The following is a 17,833-nucleotide window of genomic DNA, read 5'->3' as shown; positions in this document are numbered from 1 at the left end:
TACGACCAGGCTGTGGGGCGCGCGGAGTCGATGCTGCGGCAGGCCTGGCAGGGCGGGCCGGAGGTCGTCGGCGGTGTGGTGCACGTGGTGGCGGACGGCGATGTGCGGGCCGATGGGGTGCGGCTGAGTTCGTCGCAGGATTTCGTGGGGCGGCCTTCGGTGGCCGGGCGGTTCGTGTTCGCGCGCACTGCCCGCGGTGAGGTCCGGGTGCTGGCGGATCAGGTCTGGCGGGTGGTGGCGTCGGGGGTGGCGGGTGACCCCGAGGCCGTGGTGCGTCCTGATGGGACGGTCGAGGTGTTCGCGATCTTGGGCGATGGCAGCGTCGCGAAACTGTCAGACCCTCTTGGGATGATTGGGATGGGGGGTGGATCCCCCCAGGGGGCCCGTCAGTCCGTATCGATTCCGACTGGGTCGGCGTCGAGCCAGGCCGATTCGAGCCGGCGAGCGCCGAGCCAGGTCAATTCGGGTGTGCAGGCGCCGAGCCAAACCGCGTCGAGCGAGCAGGAGCCGAACCAAGCCGCTTCAAGCCGACAAGCGCCGAACCAGGCCAGTTCGGGTGTGCAAGCGCCGAGCCGGGCCGTGTCGAGTCAGGCCGATTCGAGCAAGCAGGCGCCGAGCCAAACCGTCCCAACCTGGCAGACGCTGAGCCCGCCCGGCTTCGCCACCGGCAAACCATCCGCCATCCTCCACCCGGACGGCTCCACATCCCTCTACATCCGCTCCGGCGACAAACTCATGGCCACCGCCACCGCCACCGCCACAACCTGGCGCGAGATCGCCTCAGGCCTGGAAGCCTCCCCGGAAGCAGTCCTCCGTCCAGACGGGACGATCGGCGTCCACACCCTCATCGGCGGACGCCCGCACCGCCTCACCACCACTTGGGAACCGCTGACCGAAACCCGCTGCGTCGACACGGTCTCCGCCCAACCCGACGGCACCGTCCACGCGCACAGCAGACGGCGAAGTGATCAAAGTCGGTTGAACGGCTCCGCATACCGGAACGCCCCAGGAGCCACGTCCGCGAACAACCGGGCCTGGAAGTGCGGCGCCCAAGCGGGTTCCGGTGGTGTGATCCCGAACTCCGACGCGAGCCGGAAACCGAACCGCGGGTAGTAGACCGGCGACCCCAGCAGGACGACCGCGGTCTCGCCCCTGGCCTCGGCCGCACCCAGGACCGCGTGCATCAACGCCGACCCGACGCCGGCCCGCTGGTGCGATGGGTGCACGGCGATCGGCCCGAGTCCGAGAGCCGGCACGTCACCGACGTACCCGCGCGTGCACACGACGTGGCCGATCACCTCGTCGGCCACCAGTGACAGCTCCGGGATCCAGCCCTCGTCCTCCCGCAACCAGTCGATCAGCTGGGCTTCCGGGCCGTCGCGGAACGCCAGGTTGGTGACGGCGCGGATGGAGTCGATGTCTGCGGGTGTCTCCCGCCGGATCAGCATGACCCCGCACTGTGGCCAAACGCGTCGCCGCGCGCCACTCAGTTTTCGCCGCCATACTCCGCAGCGTGGTCGTGAGACAGACCGTGATGGTGTGCGCACTTGCCGTGGTGGCCTATCTCGCTGTGTGGTGGGTGTTCAGCGACGAAGAAGAGCCTTCGCCTACGACACAAGCCTTCCTCACGGACTACTCCAAGGTGGAGAAGGGCAGTTGCGTGAGGTTCACCGGCCCCGGGGAGAACGACCAGGGCGTGACGGTCATCGACTGCCAGGGCGGCAAAGCCGCGCTCAAGGTCGGCACCGTTCTCACCGAGACCAGCGGGGAATGTCCGCGCGGTGACTACAAAGTCCTCCGCGACACCCGGCACAACGCGGCGCTGTGCCTGCTGCCGAACGCGGCCAGGGGCGACTGCTTCGAGCTCGACACCGAGGACCTGCAACGGTCTGTCGTGTCCAAGTTCGACTGCTCGGCACCGCGGGTGAACGTGCAGGTGGTCGACGTCGCCGGCGAAAGTTGCCCCGAAACGGCCGAGTTCGGTGTTCCCTATGAGGAGATGACGCTCTGCCTGAGGAGGGTTCGTTGATCGTCTTCGAAGGTCCCGCCGAGTTCGACGCGTGGCTGCACGAGAACGGCGCGACTGAGAACGAGCTGTGGCTCAAGTACGCCAAGAAGGGTTCGGGGATCAAGACCATCACCTACGGCGAGGCGTTGGACGTCGCGTTGTGCCACGGGTGGATCGACGGGCTCACACGGTCGGTGGACGAGACCTACTACTCGCAGCGCTGGACGCCGCGCAGGCCGCGCAGCAAGTGGTCCAAGCGCAACTGCGGCAAGGTCGAGGAACTGATCGCGGCGGGCAAGATGCTGCCGGCGGGGCTCGAAGAGATCGAGAAGGCCAAAGCGGACGGACGCTGGGACGCGGCCTACGCGGGCCCGGCGACGATCGAGGTGCCGGACGACCTCACCGAAGCGTTGGACGCCAACCCCAAGGCCGCCGAGTTCTTCAAGACGCTCAACAGTCAGAACAGGTATGCCGTGCTGTTGCGCATCCACGACGCGAAGAGGCCGGAGACGCGGCAGAAGCGCATCGCTCAGTTCGTTCAAATGCTGGCGGAGGGGCGAAAGCTCTACTCTTGAGCATCATGAAGTGGTTCCGCCGCCGCAAAGCCGAAGACGTCGTCCCCGCTCACCTGCCGAACGCCGAGGAGGCCGCGCGGCTGTTCTGGGAGCGGTGGTTCGAGCTGGTGCCGGTGGTCAGCGCGGCGCTCGGCGACGGTGAACCGCACCGCGTCGAGGACGAGCTCACGGACCTGGTGAACGGGTTGCACCCGGACCTGGTGTTCTCGCTCGAACAGGGCCACATGGCCATGTACGCGCTGGTCGTCACCGGCCAGGAGGACCCGCGGCTGCGCCCGTACACCGACGCGTGGATCGCCGCCGCGCCGCCGTCGGACATGGTGTGGGAGTTCCACGACTCGGTGCCGCCCGTGCCGGACCCGACCGAGGTGGTCGTGAACCTCGGGAAGGTGAGGATGCGGCTCGGCGACTACCGCGTGGTCGCCCAGGTCGACGGGGACGTCGTGGACGTCGCGGTCTACCACCCGGCGCTCTCGGACCTGAGCGACCAGCAGCGGCAGACGATGACGTTCCTGCCTCTGGACGTCACTCTCGGCGAGCGGCTGGCGGGGGAGCGGTTGCGGCGCGTGGAGACCGCGGAGCTCGAACCGCAGGGCACGATCAGCCTGCTGGAGCTGCGTTCCCTCGTGCGGGAGCTCGCCGGGGTTTCGGACGGCTGAAAACTGTCGGACCTGGTCACTAAGCTGTGGGACGTGACCAGCGAGAGCCTTGAAGACGTCCCCGCAGAGGTGCGCGAGCGGCATGCCGTGCTCGCGGAAGAGGTGCGCTCGCACCAGTTCCGCTACTACGTGCTGGACGACCCGATCGTCACCGATGGTGAGTTCGACGCGTTGCTCAAGGAGCTCGAGGCGCTGGAGGCCGCCCACCCCGGCCTCGCCACGCCCGACTCGCCGACGCAGCTGGTCGGCGGCACGTTCTCGACCGAGTTCAAGGCGGTCGACCACCTGGAGCGCATGCTCAGCCTCGACAACGTCTTCGCCCAGGCCGAGCTGACGGGCTGGTTCGAGCGCGTGGGGAAGGAGATCGGCTCCGGCACGCACTTCCTGTGCGAGCTGAAGATCGACGGCCTCGCGATCAACCTGCTCTACGAGAAGGGGCGGCTCACGCGCGCGCTGACCCGCGGCGACGGCCGCACGGGCGAGGACGTGACGCTGAACGTCCGCACGATCGCGGACGTCCCCGTGGTGCTCGAGGGTTCCGACGAGTACCCGGTGCCGGAGCTGGTCGAGGTCCGCGGTGAGGTCTTCTTCGCGGTGGAGGACTTCTTGGCCCTCAACGCCTCCCTGGTCGAGCAGGGCAAACCGCCGTTCGCGAACCCGCGCAACACCGCGGCGGGGTCGTTGCGGCAGAAGGACCCGAAGGTCACCGCGTCGCGCAGGCTGCGGATGATCTGCCACGGCATCGGCAGGTCCGAGGGCTTCGACGTCGGCCGCCAGTCGCTCGCCTACGAGGCGTTGAAGTCGTGGGGCCTGCCCGTGTCCCCGCACACCGAGGTGCTCACCGACCCGGCGGCCGTGCGCGAGAAGGTCGAGTACTGGCGTGAGCACCGGCACGACGCGGTGCACGAGATCGACGGCCTGGTGATCAAGGTCGACGAGGTGGCGCTGCAACGGCGCCTGGGCACGACGTCGCGCGCGCCGAGGTGGGCCATCGCGTACAAGTACCCGCCGGAGGAGGCCACCACCACGCTGCTCGACATCCAGGTCCAGGTGGGCCGCACGGGCCGGGTGACGCCGTTCGCGCTGATGGAGCCGGTGAAGGTGGCGGGCTCGACGGTCGCGCGGGCCACACTGCACAACGGGTCGGAGGTCAAGCGCAAGGGCGTGCTGATCGGCGACCGGATCGTCATCCGCAAGGCGGGCGACGTGATCCCGGAGGTGCTCGGGCCGGTGCTGGCCGCGCGGCCAGCCGACGCGCGCGAGTTCGAGATGCCGACGAGGTGTCCCGAGTGCAACGCGGTGCTGCGCCCGATGAAGGAGGGTGACGTCGACATCCGCTGCCCCAATGCGGAGACGTGCCCCGGTCAGCTGCGCGAACGCCTGGCGTACCTGGCCTCCCGCAAAGCGCTCGACATCGAGGTGCTCGGCTACGAGGCGGCGGCCGCGATCACCGAGTCCACGGTCTACGCGAACGAGGCCGACCTGTTCGACCTCGACGCGGACGCGTTGCGGCAGGTCGAGCGCTTCATGACGATGAAGGGCGAGCTGTCGGCGAACGCGCTGAAGCTGATCGACAACCTGGCGGAGGCGAAGGACCGTCCTCTGTGGAGGGTGCTGGTCGCGCTGTCGATCCGCCACGTCGGCCCGACGGCCGCGCGTGCGCTGGCGCAGGAGTTCGGCTCGATGGACGCGATCCTCGAAGCTCCCGAGGAGGCCCTGGCCAGCGCCGAGGGCGTGGGCCAGACGATCGCGACGGCCGTGGTCGAGTGGCGTGAAACGGAGTGGCGCCAAGGCGTCGTGGAGCGCTGGCGGGCCGCGGGCGTGCGCATGGAGGACGAGCGCGACGCGTCCATCGTGCGCAACCTCGAAGGCCTGTCCATCGTGGTCACCGGCTCGCTCACGGAGTACTCGCGCGACTCGGCGAAGGAGTCGATCCTCGCCCGCGGCGGCAAGGCGGCCGGCTCGGTGTCGAAGAAAACCGCTTTCGTGGTGGTCGGCGACTCACCAGGATCCAAGTACGACAAGGCCGTCTCGCTGAAGGTCCCCGTCCTCGACGAGGCGGGCTTCCGCGTCCTGCTGGAGCAGGGCCCGGACGCGGCGAGGGAAGCGGCGCTCCCCGTCGACGAGGCGGGTACAGGGGCAGGCACAGTGGAAGAAGGCGCAGATGGCTGACCTGATCATCCGCCCGGCGACGGAGGCCGACCTGCACGCGGTCGGCTCCGTGACGGTCGAGGCGTACCGCGCGGACGGCATCGTGGGCTCCCACGACGACTACGCGACCCAGCTGGCCGACGCGGTCTCGCGCTTCCGCGACGCCGAACTGATCGTCGCCCAGGACGAGTCGGGCACCGTCCTGGGCTCGGTGACGGTCGTGCACCCCGGCACGCCCTATGCGGAGATCTCCCGGCCGGGCGAGCTGGAGTTCCGCATGCTGGCGGTGTCGGAGCAGGCACGCGGCCGCGGCGTCGGCGAGACCCTGGTGCGCGCGGTGCTCGACAGGGCGCGCGAGGCGGGCGTGACCCACGTCGTCCTGTCGTCGTCGGAGAAGATGACGGCGGCGCACCGGTTGTACGAGCGGCTGGGGTTCACCCGGCTGCCGGAGCGCGACTGGTCGCCCCTGCCGGGCATCGACCTGAGGGCCTACGCGTACGGGCTGCCGGTCTGAGCAACCCCGTTCGCGGCGGCGCGTCCATCGGGTAGGTGCCGGCGAACGGGGGTTTCGCGCGTGAGAGCAGCAGCGGTCTTGCTCGTGGCGGTGACGCCGCTGGGGGCGTCGGCCGCTCCGGTCGCCCTGGCCGAGGGCGACCGGAGCCAGATCCTCGGCATCGCCCAGCGCTACCTGCAGAACAGGGCTCAGAAGGTCACCACCGGCCCGCAGGAACCGGGCTTCGGCGTCCCGGTCACCGCGGCGCTGGCCAGGAAGCTGGAGGTGCACGAGGCGAAGCTCGACGCGGCCAGGGCGTCGGCCGGCACCCGCTACCGGGCCGCCGTGGTCGAGACGCGCTCCGAACGGTTCCACGTCGACCAGGCCGGCCGGACCGTCGTGGCGAGCCTCTACGAGCACACCGAGTTGCACCTCGCCGAGCCGCACGCGGGTCCGTCCACCGGCTACGGCCTGCCCCACCTGCTCACCTTCGACCGGGCGGGCGAGGGCTGGGTACTCGCGGACGTCGCACTCGGCCACTACAAGCACTGCGCGCTGCTGCCGGAGACGCAGCGACCGTCAGAGTGCTGAGATGATCCGCGCCCGCAACTTCGAGTCACCCGCCGCCTGCTCGTACAGCAGGTCCCGCAACACGTCGGGCGGCAGCGATCTCAGCACGTCCTTGAGCTCCACGTCCTCGGCGTCGGGCGGCGGCACCGTCTCGCCCCGGTCCAGCAGCACCAGCCCGACCGCCACGCAGTGCTTGCAGAAGAACCCCTCGGACCCGTGCGGACAACTGCACGCCCCCACCAGATGCGTCCCCGACCACGACAGCTCGACGGCGTAGGCGTCCTCGTCACCACCCCGCACCCGCGCGGCCACGTGCCTGCTGTGCACCCGCAGGGACAGCACCGCTTCGCGGTAGGTCAGGCCGCGCCAGTACGACTTGGTGCCCGCGCGGTGCAGCAGCAGCTCGGTGGTGAGGGTCGTCGACACGGGGGTCATCCAACCGGGTGACCGCAGAAAGGATCAACATGATCGCGATCGGCCCACTCGAACCCGCGGACCGCACCAGGTGGCAGGAGCTCTTCGAGGGCTACAACACCTTCTACGAACGCACGTTGCCCGCCGAGACCTACGACGAGAAGTGGCAAGCGTTCCAGGCGGACAGTTCCATCCACGCCCTATGCGCCCGCGACGGCGGCACCCTCGTCGGCATCACGCACTTCTTCAAGCACCCCAGCACGTCCGGCCCGGACGTCTGCTACCTGCAGGACCTCTTCACCACCCCCGAGGCACGCGGCCGAGGCGTCGGCCGCGCGCTCATCGAGGCGGTCACGAACTGGGCGAAGCAGCAGAACTGCGCCCGCGTCTACTGGCACACCGCCGAGCAGAACGAGACCGCCCGCCGGCTCTACGACCAGGTCGCGGAGAAGACGCCCTTCGTCCACTACCGAATCGTGCTCTAACGAGCCGTCGTCTCCAGGTCGAGCAACGTCACGGCGGCGCGGAAGTACTTGTTGGTGCCCAGGTCCCGCACCGTCTTGATGTTGAACGCGGCCTTCAGCTTCTCCGCGTCGCCGGGGCTCACGCCCTGCAGCGCGTCGACGGGGGCGTCCAGGATCTCGGTGAGCGGGAGGTTCTCGTAAGCCTTGTCGAGGAGCATGTCGAGGTTCACGGTGACGGCCATGATCTTCATACCTCCAGAAGGTGGGACGATCAGGGCAGATTCTGGGGTCAGATCCGCGATCCCGCAGGACGTAACGACGGTCACCACCCGCCCGATGAGGCGGTCATGCACAAGCTCGAAGCCCACGAGGTGCCTCTGCACAAGGTGTTCGGCAGCGATTACGACTTCCGGATCCCCGACTACCAGCGGCCCTACGCGTGGGGGACGGAGCAGGCGCACCAATTGCTCGAGGACCTGGTCGAAGCGGTCGACAGCGACGAGCCGTACTTCCTCGGGTCGATGGTCCTCGTCAAGGCGGACGGCAAAGCCGACTCCGAGGTGATCGACGGCCAGCAGCGGCTCACGACGCTCACGATCCTCCTCGCGATCGTCCGCGACCTCGCCGCACCAGGGGGCATCCGCGACTCGCTCGGCAAGATGATCGTCGAGCAGGGTGACGAGCTGCTCGGTCTCAAGGCGAAGCCGCGGCTCGCGCTCAGGGAACGGGACCAAGCCTTCTTCCGCACTTACGTGCAGGAGCCGGGACGCGTCGGAGACCTGGTCGCGCTCGGCGACGGAGTGCTGAAGACCGACGCGCAGAAGGCGATCCGCGACAACGCGAAGGCGTTGCGTGCCGCCCTCGTCGGGCTGGGCGAGGAAGCGAGGCACCGACTGGTCAAGATGATCAGCTCGCAGACGTTCCTGGTGGTCGTCAGCACCCCGAACCTGGCGAGCGCTCATCGGATCTTCAGCGTGATGAACGCCAGGGGACTTGACCTGTCGCCGGCGGACATCTTCAAGTCGAAGGTCATCGGCGAGCTCGACGACGAGTACGCCAAGAAGTGGGACGAGGCCGAGGTGAGGCTCGGCCGGAACGACTTCGCCGACCTCTTCCTGTACATCCGGATGATCTTCGCCAAGGAGCGCGCCAAGCAGGACCTCATGACCGAGTTCCCGAAGCAGGTGCTGAACCAGTACCTCTCGGGACGACAGGCCGAGTTCGTCGACGACGTGTTGGTGCCGTACGCCGAGGCTTACGAGCAGATTCGCGACTTCGAGTACGAGTCGACGGCGAAGGCGGAGCAGATCAACTCGTGGTTCCGGCGGCTCGCTCAGATCGACAACAGCGACTGGCTGCCGCCCGCGCTGTGGGCTGTGCGTCACCACGGTCACGACCCGGTCTGGCTGGACGGGTTCCTCGCCCGGTTGGAGCGGCTGGCCGCCAGCATGTTCATCCGCCGCATCTACACGACGCCCCGGGTGATGAGGTACTCGAACCTGCTGCGGGACCTGGCAGCAGGCCACGGGCTGGACTCCCCGGCGTTCGTCCTCGATGCCGACGAACGCGCGGAGACCGTGCGGCAGCTCGACGGTGCGCTCTACCTGGTCCAGAAGACGCGGAGGTACGTGCTGCTCAGGCTCGACGAGATGCTGGCCGGAGATCCTGGTGCCGTCTACAAGTTCCCGGTCATCACGGTCGAACACGTCCTGCCGCAGAGCCCGAAGGAGGGCTCGGTGTGGCTGAGCGACTTCACGGCTGAGGAACGCGCCACCTGGACTCATCGGCTCGCGAATCTCGTGCTGCTCAACAGGTGGAAGAACGCACAGGTCAGCAACAACGACTTCAGCACCAAGAAGGTCAAGTACTTCCTGAGCGGCAAGGGCGTGGCGGCGTTCGCGCTGACCAGCCAGGTGGTCGCTCAGTCCGAATGGACGCCCGCGATTCTCGAGACCAGGCAGAAGGAACTGTTGCGCACGCTCAGCGAGGGCTGGGACCTGTGATCAGCGCTTGCGCTTGACCGCCACCACGACCACCGCCACCAGAGCGATCAACCCGCCCAGCCCCAGCGCCAGGTCGCCGATCGCGAGATCGTCGGCTTGGGCGAGCACCAGGGCCAGTCGCATGCCCTCAACTTAACCCTTGGACCAACGCCGTGAGGAGGATTGTGTGGGACCGTATGAGGTGTGCTGCAAGCCTGTCTGAACGGCTCCCGCACAGCCGCGGAGCACCCGGCCCTGCCGTTGTCCCCGGAGCGCCTGGCCGAGGACGCGGCCGACGTCGCCGCGCTCGGCGTCACGTCGGTGCACATCCACCCGCGTGACGTCATCGGCGGGCTCACGCTCGTCGGGCCCGAGGTGGCCACGACGATCGCCACGGTCCGGGCGGCCGTGCCGGGCATCGAGATCAGCGTGTCCACGAACGTGTCCGGCGTCCGCGAGCCGCTGATCGCCAGCTGGGCGGCGCTCGCGACGGGCAGGCCGGACATCGCCGGCGTGCACGTCGCGGAACCGGGCTGGCGCGAGCTCGCCCAGGCCCTGCACCGGGTCAACGTCGAGGTCGAGCTCGTCGTGGAGGCGCCGGCCGACCTCGGGAACCTGCCGCAGGGCGTCAGCCGCATCACCGTCGTGGCGACCCGGGAGACGGCGGAGGGCCTGCTCGCGCAGGTGGAGCCGCTCGGCCTGCCGGTGCTGCTGCACGGGCGGGACGAAGAGGCGTGGACCGTTCTCGACTACGCCGCGGTCCTCGAGCACCACGTGCGCATGGGCCTCGAGGACACGCTGAAGATGCCGGACGGCCGCACGGCGAAGAACAACGCCGAGCTGGTCGCCACGGCCCGCAGGCGGCAGAGGTCGAGGGCTCCCAGCTAGTCGGGGAGCACGACCGCGACGATGCCGGCCAGGTGCGCCAGGCGGGCCACCTCGGCCGCGCGGAACATCGGGCCGCCGGGGCGGCCGACGACGAGCACGCGGTCGGGCTTGCCCAGGGGCGTCGCGGCCAGTTCGGTGCCCAGCTCGCGCCAGGTCTCCGGCACCCACTCCTCCTCGCCGTCGAGCACGGTCGCGCGCTCCAGCGGGAACCACGGCACGTCCGACATCCGGGTCTCCGGGGCGGCCGACGACGCGGTCAGGCGGGTGATGCCGGTGCCGTTCGGGCCGACGACGATGGCCCAGCCGGCGCGGATGATCTTCGGAACGCCCTCGGTGAAGATCTCGAGGCCCTTCTTGGGCTCCTCGGCGATCTCCTCGACGAGCTCGAGCTCGCGGTGGGTGTCCAGGATGCCCGCGTAGGGGCGCACGGCGTCGACCTCGACGCCCTCGATGGACTCCGCGGCGGTGATCAACGTGTCGGGCAGGCGACCGGAGGGGAGTTCCACCACGAGGTCGTCGATGGCGAGGCCGGAGCCGCGTTCCACCACGTCGACGCTGAGTATGTCCGCCCCGATCTCGCCCAAAGCCGAAGCGACCGCGCCGAGGGTGCCGGGACGGTCCGGGAGCTGGACCCGGATCAGGAACGACAAGGTGAACGCCTCCATAGCTCGTGCGAGAGACCCCGCGTCTCGCGCCGTTGCCGGTCGGTGATTCTCGCAGACGCATCGTCAACGCATGACCTGCTGTCCGCGTTGCGGATCGGTTAAGTTGACGTGCCAGTCAACCGCGGTGGCGGTAACCCGTTCGAAGGCGCGCCTGACCAGCCCATAGACTCACGGGGTTCCCGATTCGTATCCCGACCCTACGGGGGTTGACAGGAGTGCCCAGCATCTCCCGCGACGAGGTCGCGCACCTGGCGAAGCTCGCCAGGCTGGCTGTGTCCGAGGACGAGCTCGACTTGTTCGCCGGCCAGCTCGACGTGATCCTCCAGTCGGTGGCTTCCGTTGGCGACATCGCCACGGCCGACATCCCGCCGACGTCGCACGCCGTTCCGCTGACCAACGTCTTCCGCGAGGACGTGGTCCGTCCGAGCCTCGGTCAGCAGCAGGCGCTCTCCGGCGCTCCTGAGGCCGAGGACGGCCGGTTCCGCGTGCCCCGCATCCTGGGTGAGGAAGCATGACCAACGACCTGATCCACGCCACCGCGGCCGAACTCGCCGCGAAGATCCACAGCGGTGAGGTCTCGTCGGTCGAGGTCACGCAGGCCCACCTGGACCGCATCGCCGAGACCGACGGGAAGGTCCACGCCTTCCTGCACGTCGACACCGAGGGCGCGCTCGCGCAGGCCCGCAGGGTGGACGAGGCCGTCAAGGCCGGTGAGCAGGTCTCCCCGCTCGCCGGTGTGCCGCTGGCGCTCAAGGACGTCATGACGACCGAGGGCGTGCCGACCACGGTCGGTTCCAAGATCCTCGAAGGCTGGCTGCCGCCCTACGACGCCACGGTGACGCGCAAGCTCAAGGAAGCCGGCGTCGTCATCCTCGGCAAGACGAACATGGACGAGTTCGCCATGGGTTCGTCGACCGAGAACTCGGCGTACGGCCCCACGCACAACCCGTGGGACCTCGACCGCATCCCCGGCGGCTCCGGCGGCGGCTCGTCGGCGTCGCTCGCGGCGTTCCAGGCCCCGCTCGCGATCGGCACCGACACCGGTGGCTCGATCCGCCAGCCCGGCGCCGTCACCGGCACCGTCGGCGTGAAGCCCACCTACGGCGGTGTCAGCCGCTACGGCCTCGTGGCGTTCTCCAGCTCGTTGGACCAGGCCGGTCCGTGCGCGCGCACGGTGCTCGACGCCGCGCTGCTGCACGAGGTCATCGCGGGCTACGACCACATGGACTCCACGTCCATCAACGCCCCGGTCCCGCCGGTCGTCGCCGCTGCCCGCGAGGGTCTGTCCGGCGACCTGTCCGGCCTGCGCATCGGTGTCGTCACGCAGTTCAGCGGTGAGGGCTACCAGCAGGGCGTGGCGCGCAGCTTCGAAGCCGCCGTGTCGCAGCTCAAGGAGCTCGGCGCGGAGATCGCGGACGTGTCGTGCCCGAGCTTCGACTACGCGCTCCCGGCGTACTACCTGATCGCGCCGAGCGAGTGCTCGTCGAACCTCGCCCGGTTCGACGCCATGCGCTACGGCCTGCGCGTCGGCGACGACGGCACGCGAAGCACCGAGGAGGTCATGTCGCTGACCCGCGAGGCTGGTTTCGGCCCGGAGGTCAAGCGCCGCATCATGATCGGCACGTACGCGCTGTCGTCCGGCTACTACGACGCGTACTACGGCTCGGCCCAGAAGGTCCGCACGCTCATCACGCAGGACTTCGCGAAGGCGTTCGAGAACTTCGACGTGCTCATCTCGCCGACCACGCCGACCACGGCGTTCAAGATCGGTGAGCGCGCGAACGACCCGATGGCCATGTACAAGGCCGACCTCTGCACGATCCCCGCGAACCTCGCGGGCACCCCGGCCATGAGCGTCCCGAGCGGTCTGTCCGATGAGGACGGAATGCCGGTCGGTCTGCAGATCATGGCTCCTGCGCTGCAGGACCACCGCATGTACCGAGTCGCCGCGGCGTACGAGGCGGCGCGTGGAGCGTTTGGAGGCCCGTCGCTGTGAACATCAAGAGGGCAAGGGGATTCCTCGGCCTGGCCGGTGCCGTCGCGGGTGCGGTGGGAGCGTTCTCCGGCTTCCGCAACGCCCGTGCGAAGAACGACAAGCTGATGCTGGCGAACGCGATCGCGAGCATCGCGGTGGCGGTCACCGGTGCGGCGCTGGCCGCGCGCGCTCTGCGGAAGGACGAGCTGGCATGACCGCTCTGGTTGAGCTGATGGACTACGACGAGGTCATCGAGAAGTACGACCCCGTCCTGGGCCTGGAAGTGCACGTCGAGCTGCACACCAACACGAAGATGTTCTGCGGCTGCGCCAACGTCTTCGGCGGCGAGCCGAACACGAACACCTGCCCGATCTGCCTCGGCCTGCCCGGCGCGCTGCCGGTCGTCAACGCCAAGGCGATCGAGTCCGCGATGCGCATCGGCCTCGCGCTGAACTGCGAGATCGCCGAGTGGTGCCGGTTCGCCCGGAAGAACTACTTCTACCCGGACATGCCGAAGAACTTCCAGACGTCGCAGTACGACGAGCCGATCGCGTTCAACGGCTGGCTCGACGTGACGCTGGACGACGGCGAGGTCATCCGCGTCGAGATCGAGCGCGCGCACATGGAGGAGGACACGGGCAAGTCGCTGCACGTCGGCGGCGCCACCGGTCGCATCCACGGCGCCGAGCACTCGCTGCTCGACTACAACCGCGCCGGCGTGCCGCTGATCGAGATCGTCACGAAGATGATCCCCGGCACCAAGGAGCGCGCCCCCGAGGTCGCCCGTGCGTACGTCACGGCCCTGAGGGACCTGCTCAAGGCGCTCGACGTGTCCGACGTCCGCATGGACCAGGGCTCGCTGCGCTGCGACGCGAACGTGTCGCTCAGCCCGAAGACCACCGGCGCCCTCGGCACCCGCACCGAGACCAAGAACGTCAACTCGCTGCGCAGCGTCGAACGCGCCGTGCGCTTCGAGATGACGCGCCAGGCCGCGGTGCTGGAGTCCGGCGGCGAGGTCACCCAGGAGACCCGTCACTTCGACGAGTCCTCGGGCAGCACCTCCCCGGGCCGCAAGAAGGAGACGGCGGAGGACTACCGCTACTTCCCGGAGCCCGACCTGGTCCCGATCGCGCCGTCGCGCGAGTGGGTCGAGGAGCTGCGCCTGACGCTCCCCGAACTCCCCTGGGAGCGCCGCGCGCGCATCCAGAAGGACTGGAACCTCACCGACGAGGTCCTCCGCGACCTCGTCAACGCGGGTGCCCTCGACCTCATCATCGCGACCGTCGAGGCGGGCGCGAAGCCGGACGAGGCCCGCCCCTGGTGGGTGTCCTACCTCGCGCAGCAGGCGAACACCCGCGGCGTCGAGCTCACCGACCTGCCCATCACCCCCGCCCAGGTGGCACGGGTGATCGAGCTCGTCAACACGGGCGCCCTCACCAACAAGCTCGCCCGTGAGGCCGTCAACGGCGTCCTCGAGGGCGAAGGCGGCCCGGACGAGGTCGTGGAGAAGCGCGGCCTCAAGGTCGTCTCGGACGACTCGGCCCTGGAGAAGGCGGTCGACGAGGCCCTCGCGGCCCAGCCGGACGTCGCGCAGAAGATCCGCGACGGCAAGGTCCAGGCGGCCGGCGCCATCGTCGGCGCGGTCATGAAGGCCACCAAGGGCCAGGCGGACGCGGCCCGCGTGCGGGAGATCGTGCTCGCGCGCTGCAGCTGACAACAACGCCGAAGGGGCTCGTCGGAGATCATTCCGATGAGCCCCTTCTCGTTCGTTTGGGACTGCGATGAATGCGCGGCGGGCATGGCGCCTGTGCAACCGCGTACGCGCCGACCGCTCGTAGATACATATTGGACATAAAAATCACAATGGGTCACCTGTTTGTGCAGGTCGGACTTGGTGATCTTAGGCCGGACGAGTGGCCGTTAGCTAAATGAGACGCGTGCCTGTAGCTGTGTGTGCGACTCTCTCGGGGCAATCCATCTGGGGGGATGGAAAGTAATAGTCCAAACGAGGGGGGAAACCTCATGGCATTCCGACACGAGAACCTGGACCACGCGGCGAACGAGGTCGTCAAGGAAGCCGAGTCCGTGCTCGAGGGCACTCCGGTCGTCGAGCCGGACCCGATCCCGGCACCGCCCACCGAGGTGCCGCGGCCGGACAAGAAGGAAGACCCCGAAGTCACGCCGATGTGCTGCGGCCAGACTCCGAAGTTCTTCTCGTCCAACGCGGAACTGACGACCGACGGCCCGGCCCACCACGAGGCGAACTGCCCGAACCACCCGGACAACGTGGCCAAGGAAGTACTCGCCTAGTCACACTCCGCGCTGTCCGCCGCCGGGCTCTGCGCCTGGTTGGCGGACAGCGCCGTTCGGGCGTATGTGGTGTGATGATCACATGCCCGCTCGTGCCCTGGAAAGAGCGCGCGAGTTGTACCAGAAGGGGTGGACGGAGCAGGACCACTACCGGTTCCCGTCCTCGATCCGCCTTCACAAGCGTGCACTCGTGCACGCCGATCGCGCGCCTGACAGTCCGGAACGGACGGAACTGCGGACCCGCATCCTGTTCTGCCTCGGCGACGCCACCGGCGAAGCCAGCGGGCTGGGCGCCGCCGTCGGGTACTTCGACCAGGCGCGCCAGGAACTCGAACGGCTCGAGGACCCGTGGTTGCGCGTCCTGCTGAAGGGCTCCGCCGACTACTACCAGGCCTGCATCGTCCTGCGCATGGGGCAACCCGAACAGGCCGTTCTGTGGTTCGACCCGTTCATCGACTTCGCGGAGAACGCGTTGCGGACCTCTCCGGAGCGGGTCGACGCGGAGTGGATCAACCGGCTCGCGTCGTCGCTGATCTCCAGGGCTCTCGCGAACGCGGCCATCCGCCGCAGCGACGCCGCTGTCGCCGACCTGGAGCGGGTGGCGGTTCTCAGCGGTGAGCACAGCCTGGACCGGCTCTACCCCTACGTGATCGCCGCGCTCGCCAACACGTACAAGCAAAGCGGGCGGGTCATCGAGGCCCTGCGGCACTACGAGGAGGCGGAACGCCTCTACCTCGCGCACGAGAAGCCGTCGCTGCTGGCCAGTTCGCGGCTCCTGCACGCGGAATGCCTGCTCATGGTCGGCATGTCCGACCACGTCGGCCGGATGCTCGACGAGGCGTTGCCGGTGCTGCGCAAGAACAAGGTCAGCCAGGACATCGCCGAGGTCGAGATGTACCGGGCGTCCGCCGCGTTGCTCGACGACCACTTCGACCTGGCCCGTCGCATGGCGAAGGCCTCCATGCGCAAGCTGGAGAAGCGCGGCAGCACCTGGTGGATGATGGCCGCGCTGATCGAGCTGTGGGCTCATTCCATGCACGTGAAGCGCGTCACGAACGCGTTGGTGCAGAAGGCGTTGACGCTCTCGGAGCACCTCGCGGCCAACCACCTGATCGACGAGGCCAGGCTCGCGGGGATGCTCGCCGTCCGGCTGCAGGTGCGCCGGCGCCGGATCGCGGAGGCCGAGGAACTGCTGAGCAGCCTGCCGGCTCCCCGTGCCGTCACGCCGCTCGACCACCGCATGCAACGCCGGCTCGTGCTCGCGGAACTCGCTCTCGCCAAAGGGGATCGCCGCACCGCGTTGCGGCACGCGCGCAAGGGCCTGGACGAACTCGGCCAGGTGCGCGATCAGCTCGGCGGGCTGGAACTGGTGTCCGCGACCGCGGTGCACGGACGCGAGTTGCGGGAGCTCGTGATCCGGCTGGCGCTGGAGAGCAACAACGCGCGCCAGGTGTTCGTGTGGCTGGAACGCACGCGAGCACAGGCCTACCGCTACGAGCCGCAGGAACTGATCGAGGACGGCGAGCTGGCCAAGCGCATCGCCGAGGTGCGCGGGCTCGGCCGGGAGCTGATGCGCGCGGGTCTCGACGGCCGGCCGACCACCGACCTGCGCAACGAGCTGGTGAAGGCGCAGCGTGAAGCGACGCGCATGGGCTGGCATTCGCAGCGGTGGGGACGCACGCGTCCGATGGCGACCATCAGCGAGGTGATCGCCGGACTGGGCGAGCGCGCGATGGTCAGCTTCGTCGTGTCCGGTGGGGACATGGTGGCCGTCGTGATCGCCGGCGGGCAGGTGCGGACGGTGCGGCTCGGCGCCGCCGACGACGCGCTGGAAGGTGCGCAGAAGCTGCACATCGACCTCAACGCACTGGCGCCCGACCACTTGCCGCCGCCGCTGGTGCAGGTGATCGGGGCGTCGGCGCGCAAGCAGGCCGATGCCCTCGACGCGATGCTGATCAAGCCGTTGATCCACCTGATCGGTGAGCGCGAGTTGGTCGTGGTGCCGACGGGCACGCTGTACGCGGTGCCGTGGGGAGTGCTCCCGAGTTTGCACGGGCGGCCTGTGGTCACGACGCCCAGCGCCACGGCGTGGCTGGCCGCGAGCCAGGCGGACCGGCCGAAGACCGACCGGGTGCTCCTGGTGCGGGGGCCGAGTCTGCAGTTCGCGGACGGTGAGCTGGACCGGGTCGCCGTGCACCACGAGAAGGCGACGGTGCTGGCGGGACAGGACGCGACCGCGGCGGAGGTCCTGGCGCACCTCGACGGCGCGGATCTCGTGCACATCGCGGCCCACGGTGAGCACGAGAACGAGAACGCGCTGTTCTCGCGGCTCGAGCTGGACGACGGGCCGTTGTTCGCTCACGAGCTAGGCAGGCTCAGGACGCCGCCTGCGCACGTCGTGCTCGCGGCCTGTTCGCTGGCGCTGAACCGGATCAGGCCCGGAGACGAGGCGCTCGGGTTCGCCGGCGCCATGCTGGCCGGTGGCACGCGGACCGTGGTGGCCGCGGCCAGCAAGGTCGGGGACGAGGCCAGTGCCGCGGCGATGGCCGACTACCACCGGGCGTTGGTGGCGGGGGCGGCGCCCGCGGTGGCGCTGGCCGAGGCGATGGCGAAGGACCCGTTCCGGCGGCCGTTCCTCTGTCTGGGGTCCGGCTAGCGCCTAGGCCGATCGAGTGATTC

At 69.1% G+C, this 17,833-nt stretch carries 20 protein-coding genes; 15 read left to right on the top strand and 5 right to left on the bottom strand.

The window, feature by feature from the left end:
- Positions 1–968: 968 nt before the first annotated feature.
- Positions 969–1,448 carry a GNAT family N-acetyltransferase gene (locus IE307_RS23480; RefSeq protein WP_191301093.1) on the bottom strand — a complete coding sequence of 160 codons (480 nt, stop codon included), beginning with the start codon at positions 1,446–1,448 and terminating at the stop codon, positions 969–971.
- Positions 1,449–1,513: 65 nt separating this feature from the next.
- Between IE307_RS23480 and IE307_RS23475 the strand changes: the two genes are divergently transcribed.
- The 6 genes from IE307_RS23475 to IE307_RS23450 are packed head-to-tail and all read left to right on the top strand — an operon-like array spanning position 1,514 to position 6,477.
- Positions 1,514–2,029 carry an LppU/SCO3897 family protein gene (locus tag IE307_RS23475; RefSeq protein WP_191301091.1) on the top strand — a complete coding sequence of 172 codons (516 nt, stop codon included), beginning with the start codon at positions 1,514–1,516 and terminating at the stop codon, positions 2,027–2,029.
- The gene (locus IE307_RS23470) at positions 2,026–2,583 is read left to right on the top strand and encodes a YdeI/OmpD-associated family protein (protein ID WP_229905006.1); all 558 of its coding nucleotides are present in this window, start codon (positions 2,026–2,028) and stop codon (positions 2,581–2,583) included. Before IE307_RS23475 ends, IE307_RS23470 begins: the two co-directional genes overlap by 4 nt.
- A gap of 5 nt (positions 2,584–2,588) precedes the next feature.
- Positions 2,589–3,242, top strand: a complete 654-nt coding sequence (locus tag IE307_RS23465) for a hypothetical protein (protein WP_191301089.1) — start codon at positions 2,589–2,591, stop codon at positions 3,240–3,242.
- Between the two features lie 33 nt (positions 3,243–3,275).
- Positions 3,276–5,414 (top strand): NAD-dependent DNA ligase LigA, encoded by a 2,139-nt coding sequence (gene ligA / locus IE307_RS23460; RefSeq protein WP_229905005.1) that lies wholly within the window; start codon positions 3,276–3,278, stop codon positions 5,412–5,414.
- Entirely contained in the window at positions 5,407–5,907 is a 501-nt protein-coding gene (locus tag IE307_RS23455; RefSeq protein WP_191301087.1) for a GNAT family N-acetyltransferase, read from the top strand. Before ligA ends, IE307_RS23455 begins: the two co-directional genes overlap by 8 nt.
- A 60-nt stretch (positions 5,908–5,967) precedes the next feature.
- Entirely contained in the window at positions 5,968–6,477 is a 510-nt protein-coding gene (locus IE307_RS23450) for a hypothetical protein (protein ID WP_191301085.1), read from the top strand.
- On the opposite strand, the gene IE307_RS23445 is transcribed toward IE307_RS23450, so the two are convergent.
- Positions 6,466–6,882: an SWIM zinc finger family protein gene (locus IE307_RS23445; protein ID WP_191301082.1), complete on the bottom strand. Its 417-nt coding sequence runs from the start codon at positions 6,880–6,882 to the stop codon at positions 6,466–6,468. The genes IE307_RS23450 and IE307_RS23445 overlap by 12 nt on opposite strands.
- Before the next feature lie 38 nt (positions 6,883–6,920).
- Between IE307_RS23445 and IE307_RS23440 the strand changes: the two genes are divergently transcribed.
- A complete protein-coding gene (locus IE307_RS23440; protein WP_191301080.1) occupies positions 6,921–7,355 on the top strand; it encodes a GNAT family N-acetyltransferase in 435 nt (144 codons plus the stop codon).
- Here the strand turns inward: IE307_RS23440 and IE307_RS23435 are convergent.
- Complete coding sequence (locus IE307_RS23435) at positions 7,352–7,585, bottom strand: hypothetical protein (RefSeq protein WP_308436393.1); 234 nt, start codon at positions 7,583–7,585, stop codon at positions 7,352–7,354. The two genes, IE307_RS23440 and IE307_RS23435, sit on opposite strands and share 4 nt — an antisense overlap.
- 96 nt (positions 7,586–7,681) lie before the next feature.
- On the opposite strand from IE307_RS23435, the gene IE307_RS23430 reads away from it, so the two are divergent.
- A complete protein-coding gene (locus IE307_RS23430) occupies positions 7,682–9,337 on the top strand; it encodes a DUF262 domain-containing protein (protein WP_191301078.1) in 1,656 nt (551 codons plus the stop codon).
- On the opposite strand, the gene IE307_RS47315 is transcribed toward IE307_RS23430, so the two are convergent.
- Positions 9,338–9,460 carry a hypothetical protein gene (locus IE307_RS47315; protein WP_268250400.1) on the bottom strand — a complete coding sequence of 41 codons (123 nt, stop codon included), beginning with the start codon at positions 9,458–9,460 and terminating at the stop codon, positions 9,338–9,340.
- 60 nt (positions 9,461–9,520) lie between these two features.
- On the opposite strand from IE307_RS47315, the gene IE307_RS23425 reads away from it, so the two are divergent.
- Positions 9,521–10,204: a 3-keto-5-aminohexanoate cleavage protein gene (locus IE307_RS23425; protein WP_191301076.1), complete on the top strand. Its 684-nt coding sequence runs from the start codon at positions 9,521–9,523 to the stop codon at positions 10,202–10,204.
- Here the strand turns inward: IE307_RS23425 and IE307_RS23420 are convergent.
- Complete coding sequence (locus tag IE307_RS23420) at positions 10,201–10,854, bottom strand: ACT domain-containing protein (RefSeq protein ID WP_191301735.1); 654 nt, start codon at positions 10,852–10,854, stop codon at positions 10,201–10,203. The genes IE307_RS23425 and IE307_RS23420 overlap by 4 nt on opposite strands.
- Positions 10,855–11,084: 230 nt before the next feature.
- Here IE307_RS23420 and gatC point away from each other — a divergent pair, with 230 nt between their 5' ends.
- From gatC to IE307_RS23390, 6 genes are all read left to right on the top strand, one after another.
- Positions 11,085–11,384 carry an Asp-tRNA(Asn)/Glu-tRNA(Gln) amidotransferase subunit GatC gene (gene gatC / locus IE307_RS23415; RefSeq protein ID WP_189154510.1) on the top strand — a complete coding sequence of 100 codons (300 nt, stop codon included), beginning with the start codon at positions 11,085–11,087 and terminating at the stop codon, positions 11,382–11,384.
- Positions 11,381–12,865: an Asp-tRNA(Asn)/Glu-tRNA(Gln) amidotransferase subunit GatA gene (gene gatA / locus IE307_RS23410; RefSeq protein ID WP_191301074.1), complete on the top strand. Its 1,485-nt coding sequence runs from the start codon at positions 11,381–11,383 to the stop codon at positions 12,863–12,865. The genes gatC and gatA overlap by 4 nt, the downstream gene beginning before the upstream one ends.
- Positions 12,862–13,059, top strand: coding sequence for a hypothetical protein (locus IE307_RS23405; RefSeq protein WP_229905004.1), 198 nt, complete (start codon positions 12,862–12,864; stop codon positions 13,057–13,059). The genes gatA and IE307_RS23405 overlap by 4 nt, the downstream gene beginning before the upstream one ends.
- Positions 13,056–14,558 (top strand): Asp-tRNA(Asn)/Glu-tRNA(Gln) amidotransferase subunit GatB, encoded by a 1,503-nt coding sequence (gene gatB / locus IE307_RS23400; protein WP_191301072.1) that lies wholly within the window; start codon positions 13,056–13,058, stop codon positions 14,556–14,558. The genes IE307_RS23405 and gatB overlap by 4 nt, the downstream gene beginning before the upstream one ends.
- A 308-nt stretch (positions 14,559–14,866) precedes the next feature.
- A complete protein-coding gene (locus IE307_RS23395; protein ID WP_191301070.1) occupies positions 14,867–15,154 on the top strand; it encodes a hypothetical protein in 288 nt (95 codons plus the stop codon).
- Between the two features lie 82 nt (positions 15,155–15,236).
- Positions 15,237–17,810 carry a CHAT domain-containing protein gene (locus IE307_RS23390; RefSeq protein ID WP_191301067.1) on the top strand — a complete coding sequence of 858 codons (2,574 nt, stop codon included), beginning with the start codon at positions 15,237–15,239 and terminating at the stop codon, positions 17,808–17,810.
- Positions 17,811–17,833: the final 23 nt, after the last annotated feature.

It is taken from the genome of Lentzea cavernae, assembly GCF_014653695.1.
In the GTDB taxonomy this organism is placed as follows: Bacteria; Actinomycetota; Actinomycetes; order Mycobacteriales; family Pseudonocardiaceae; genus Lentzea; species Lentzea cavernae.
The sequence above is the reverse complement of the archived record's forward strand: the minus strand, read 5'-3'. Positions and strand labels throughout refer to the sequence as shown.

What these genes read in the sequence shown, in the direction of transcription:
- IE307_RS23430 (WP_191301078.1), top strand. Translation starts at nt 7,682, where the DNA reads ATGCACAAGCTCGAAGCCCACGAGGTGCCTCTGCACAAGGTGTTCGGC.
- IE307_RS23465 (WP_191301089.1), top strand. Translation starts at nt 2,589, where the DNA reads ATGAAGTGGTTCCGCCGCCGCAAAGCCGAAGACGTCGTCCCCGCTCAC.
- IE307_RS47315 (WP_268250400.1), bottom strand. Translation starts at nt 9,460, where the DNA reads ATGCGACTGGCCCTGGTGCTCGCCCAAGCCGACGATCTCGCGATCGGC.
- IE307_RS23455 (WP_191301087.1), top strand. Translation starts at nt 5,407, where the DNA reads ATGGCTGACCTGATCATCCGCCCGGCGACGGAGGCCGACCTGCACGCG.
- IE307_RS23395 (WP_191301070.1), top strand. Translation starts at nt 14,867, where the DNA reads ATGGCATTCCGACACGAGAACCTGGACCACGCGGCGAACGAGGTCGTC.
- IE307_RS23390 (WP_191301067.1), top strand. Translation starts at nt 15,237, where the DNA reads ATGCCCGCTCGTGCCCTGGAAAGAGCGCGCGAGTTGTACCAGAAGGGG.
- IE307_RS23435 (WP_308436393.1), bottom strand. Translation starts at nt 7,585, where the DNA reads ATGAAGATCATGGCCGTCACCGTGAACCTCGACATGCTCCTCGACAAG.
- gatA (WP_191301074.1), top strand. Translation starts at nt 11,381, where the DNA reads ATGACCAACGACCTGATCCACGCCACCGCGGCCGAACTCGCCGCGAAG.
- gatB (WP_191301072.1), top strand. Translation starts at nt 13,056, where the DNA reads ATGACCGCTCTGGTTGAGCTGATGGACTACGACGAGGTCATCGAGAAG.
- IE307_RS23440 (WP_191301080.1), top strand. Translation starts at nt 6,921, where the DNA reads ATGATCGCGATCGGCCCACTCGAACCCGCGGACCGCACCAGGTGGCAG.
- IE307_RS23480 (WP_191301093.1), bottom strand. Translation starts at nt 1,448, where the DNA reads ATGCTGATCCGGCGGGAGACACCCGCAGACATCGACTCCATCCGCGCC.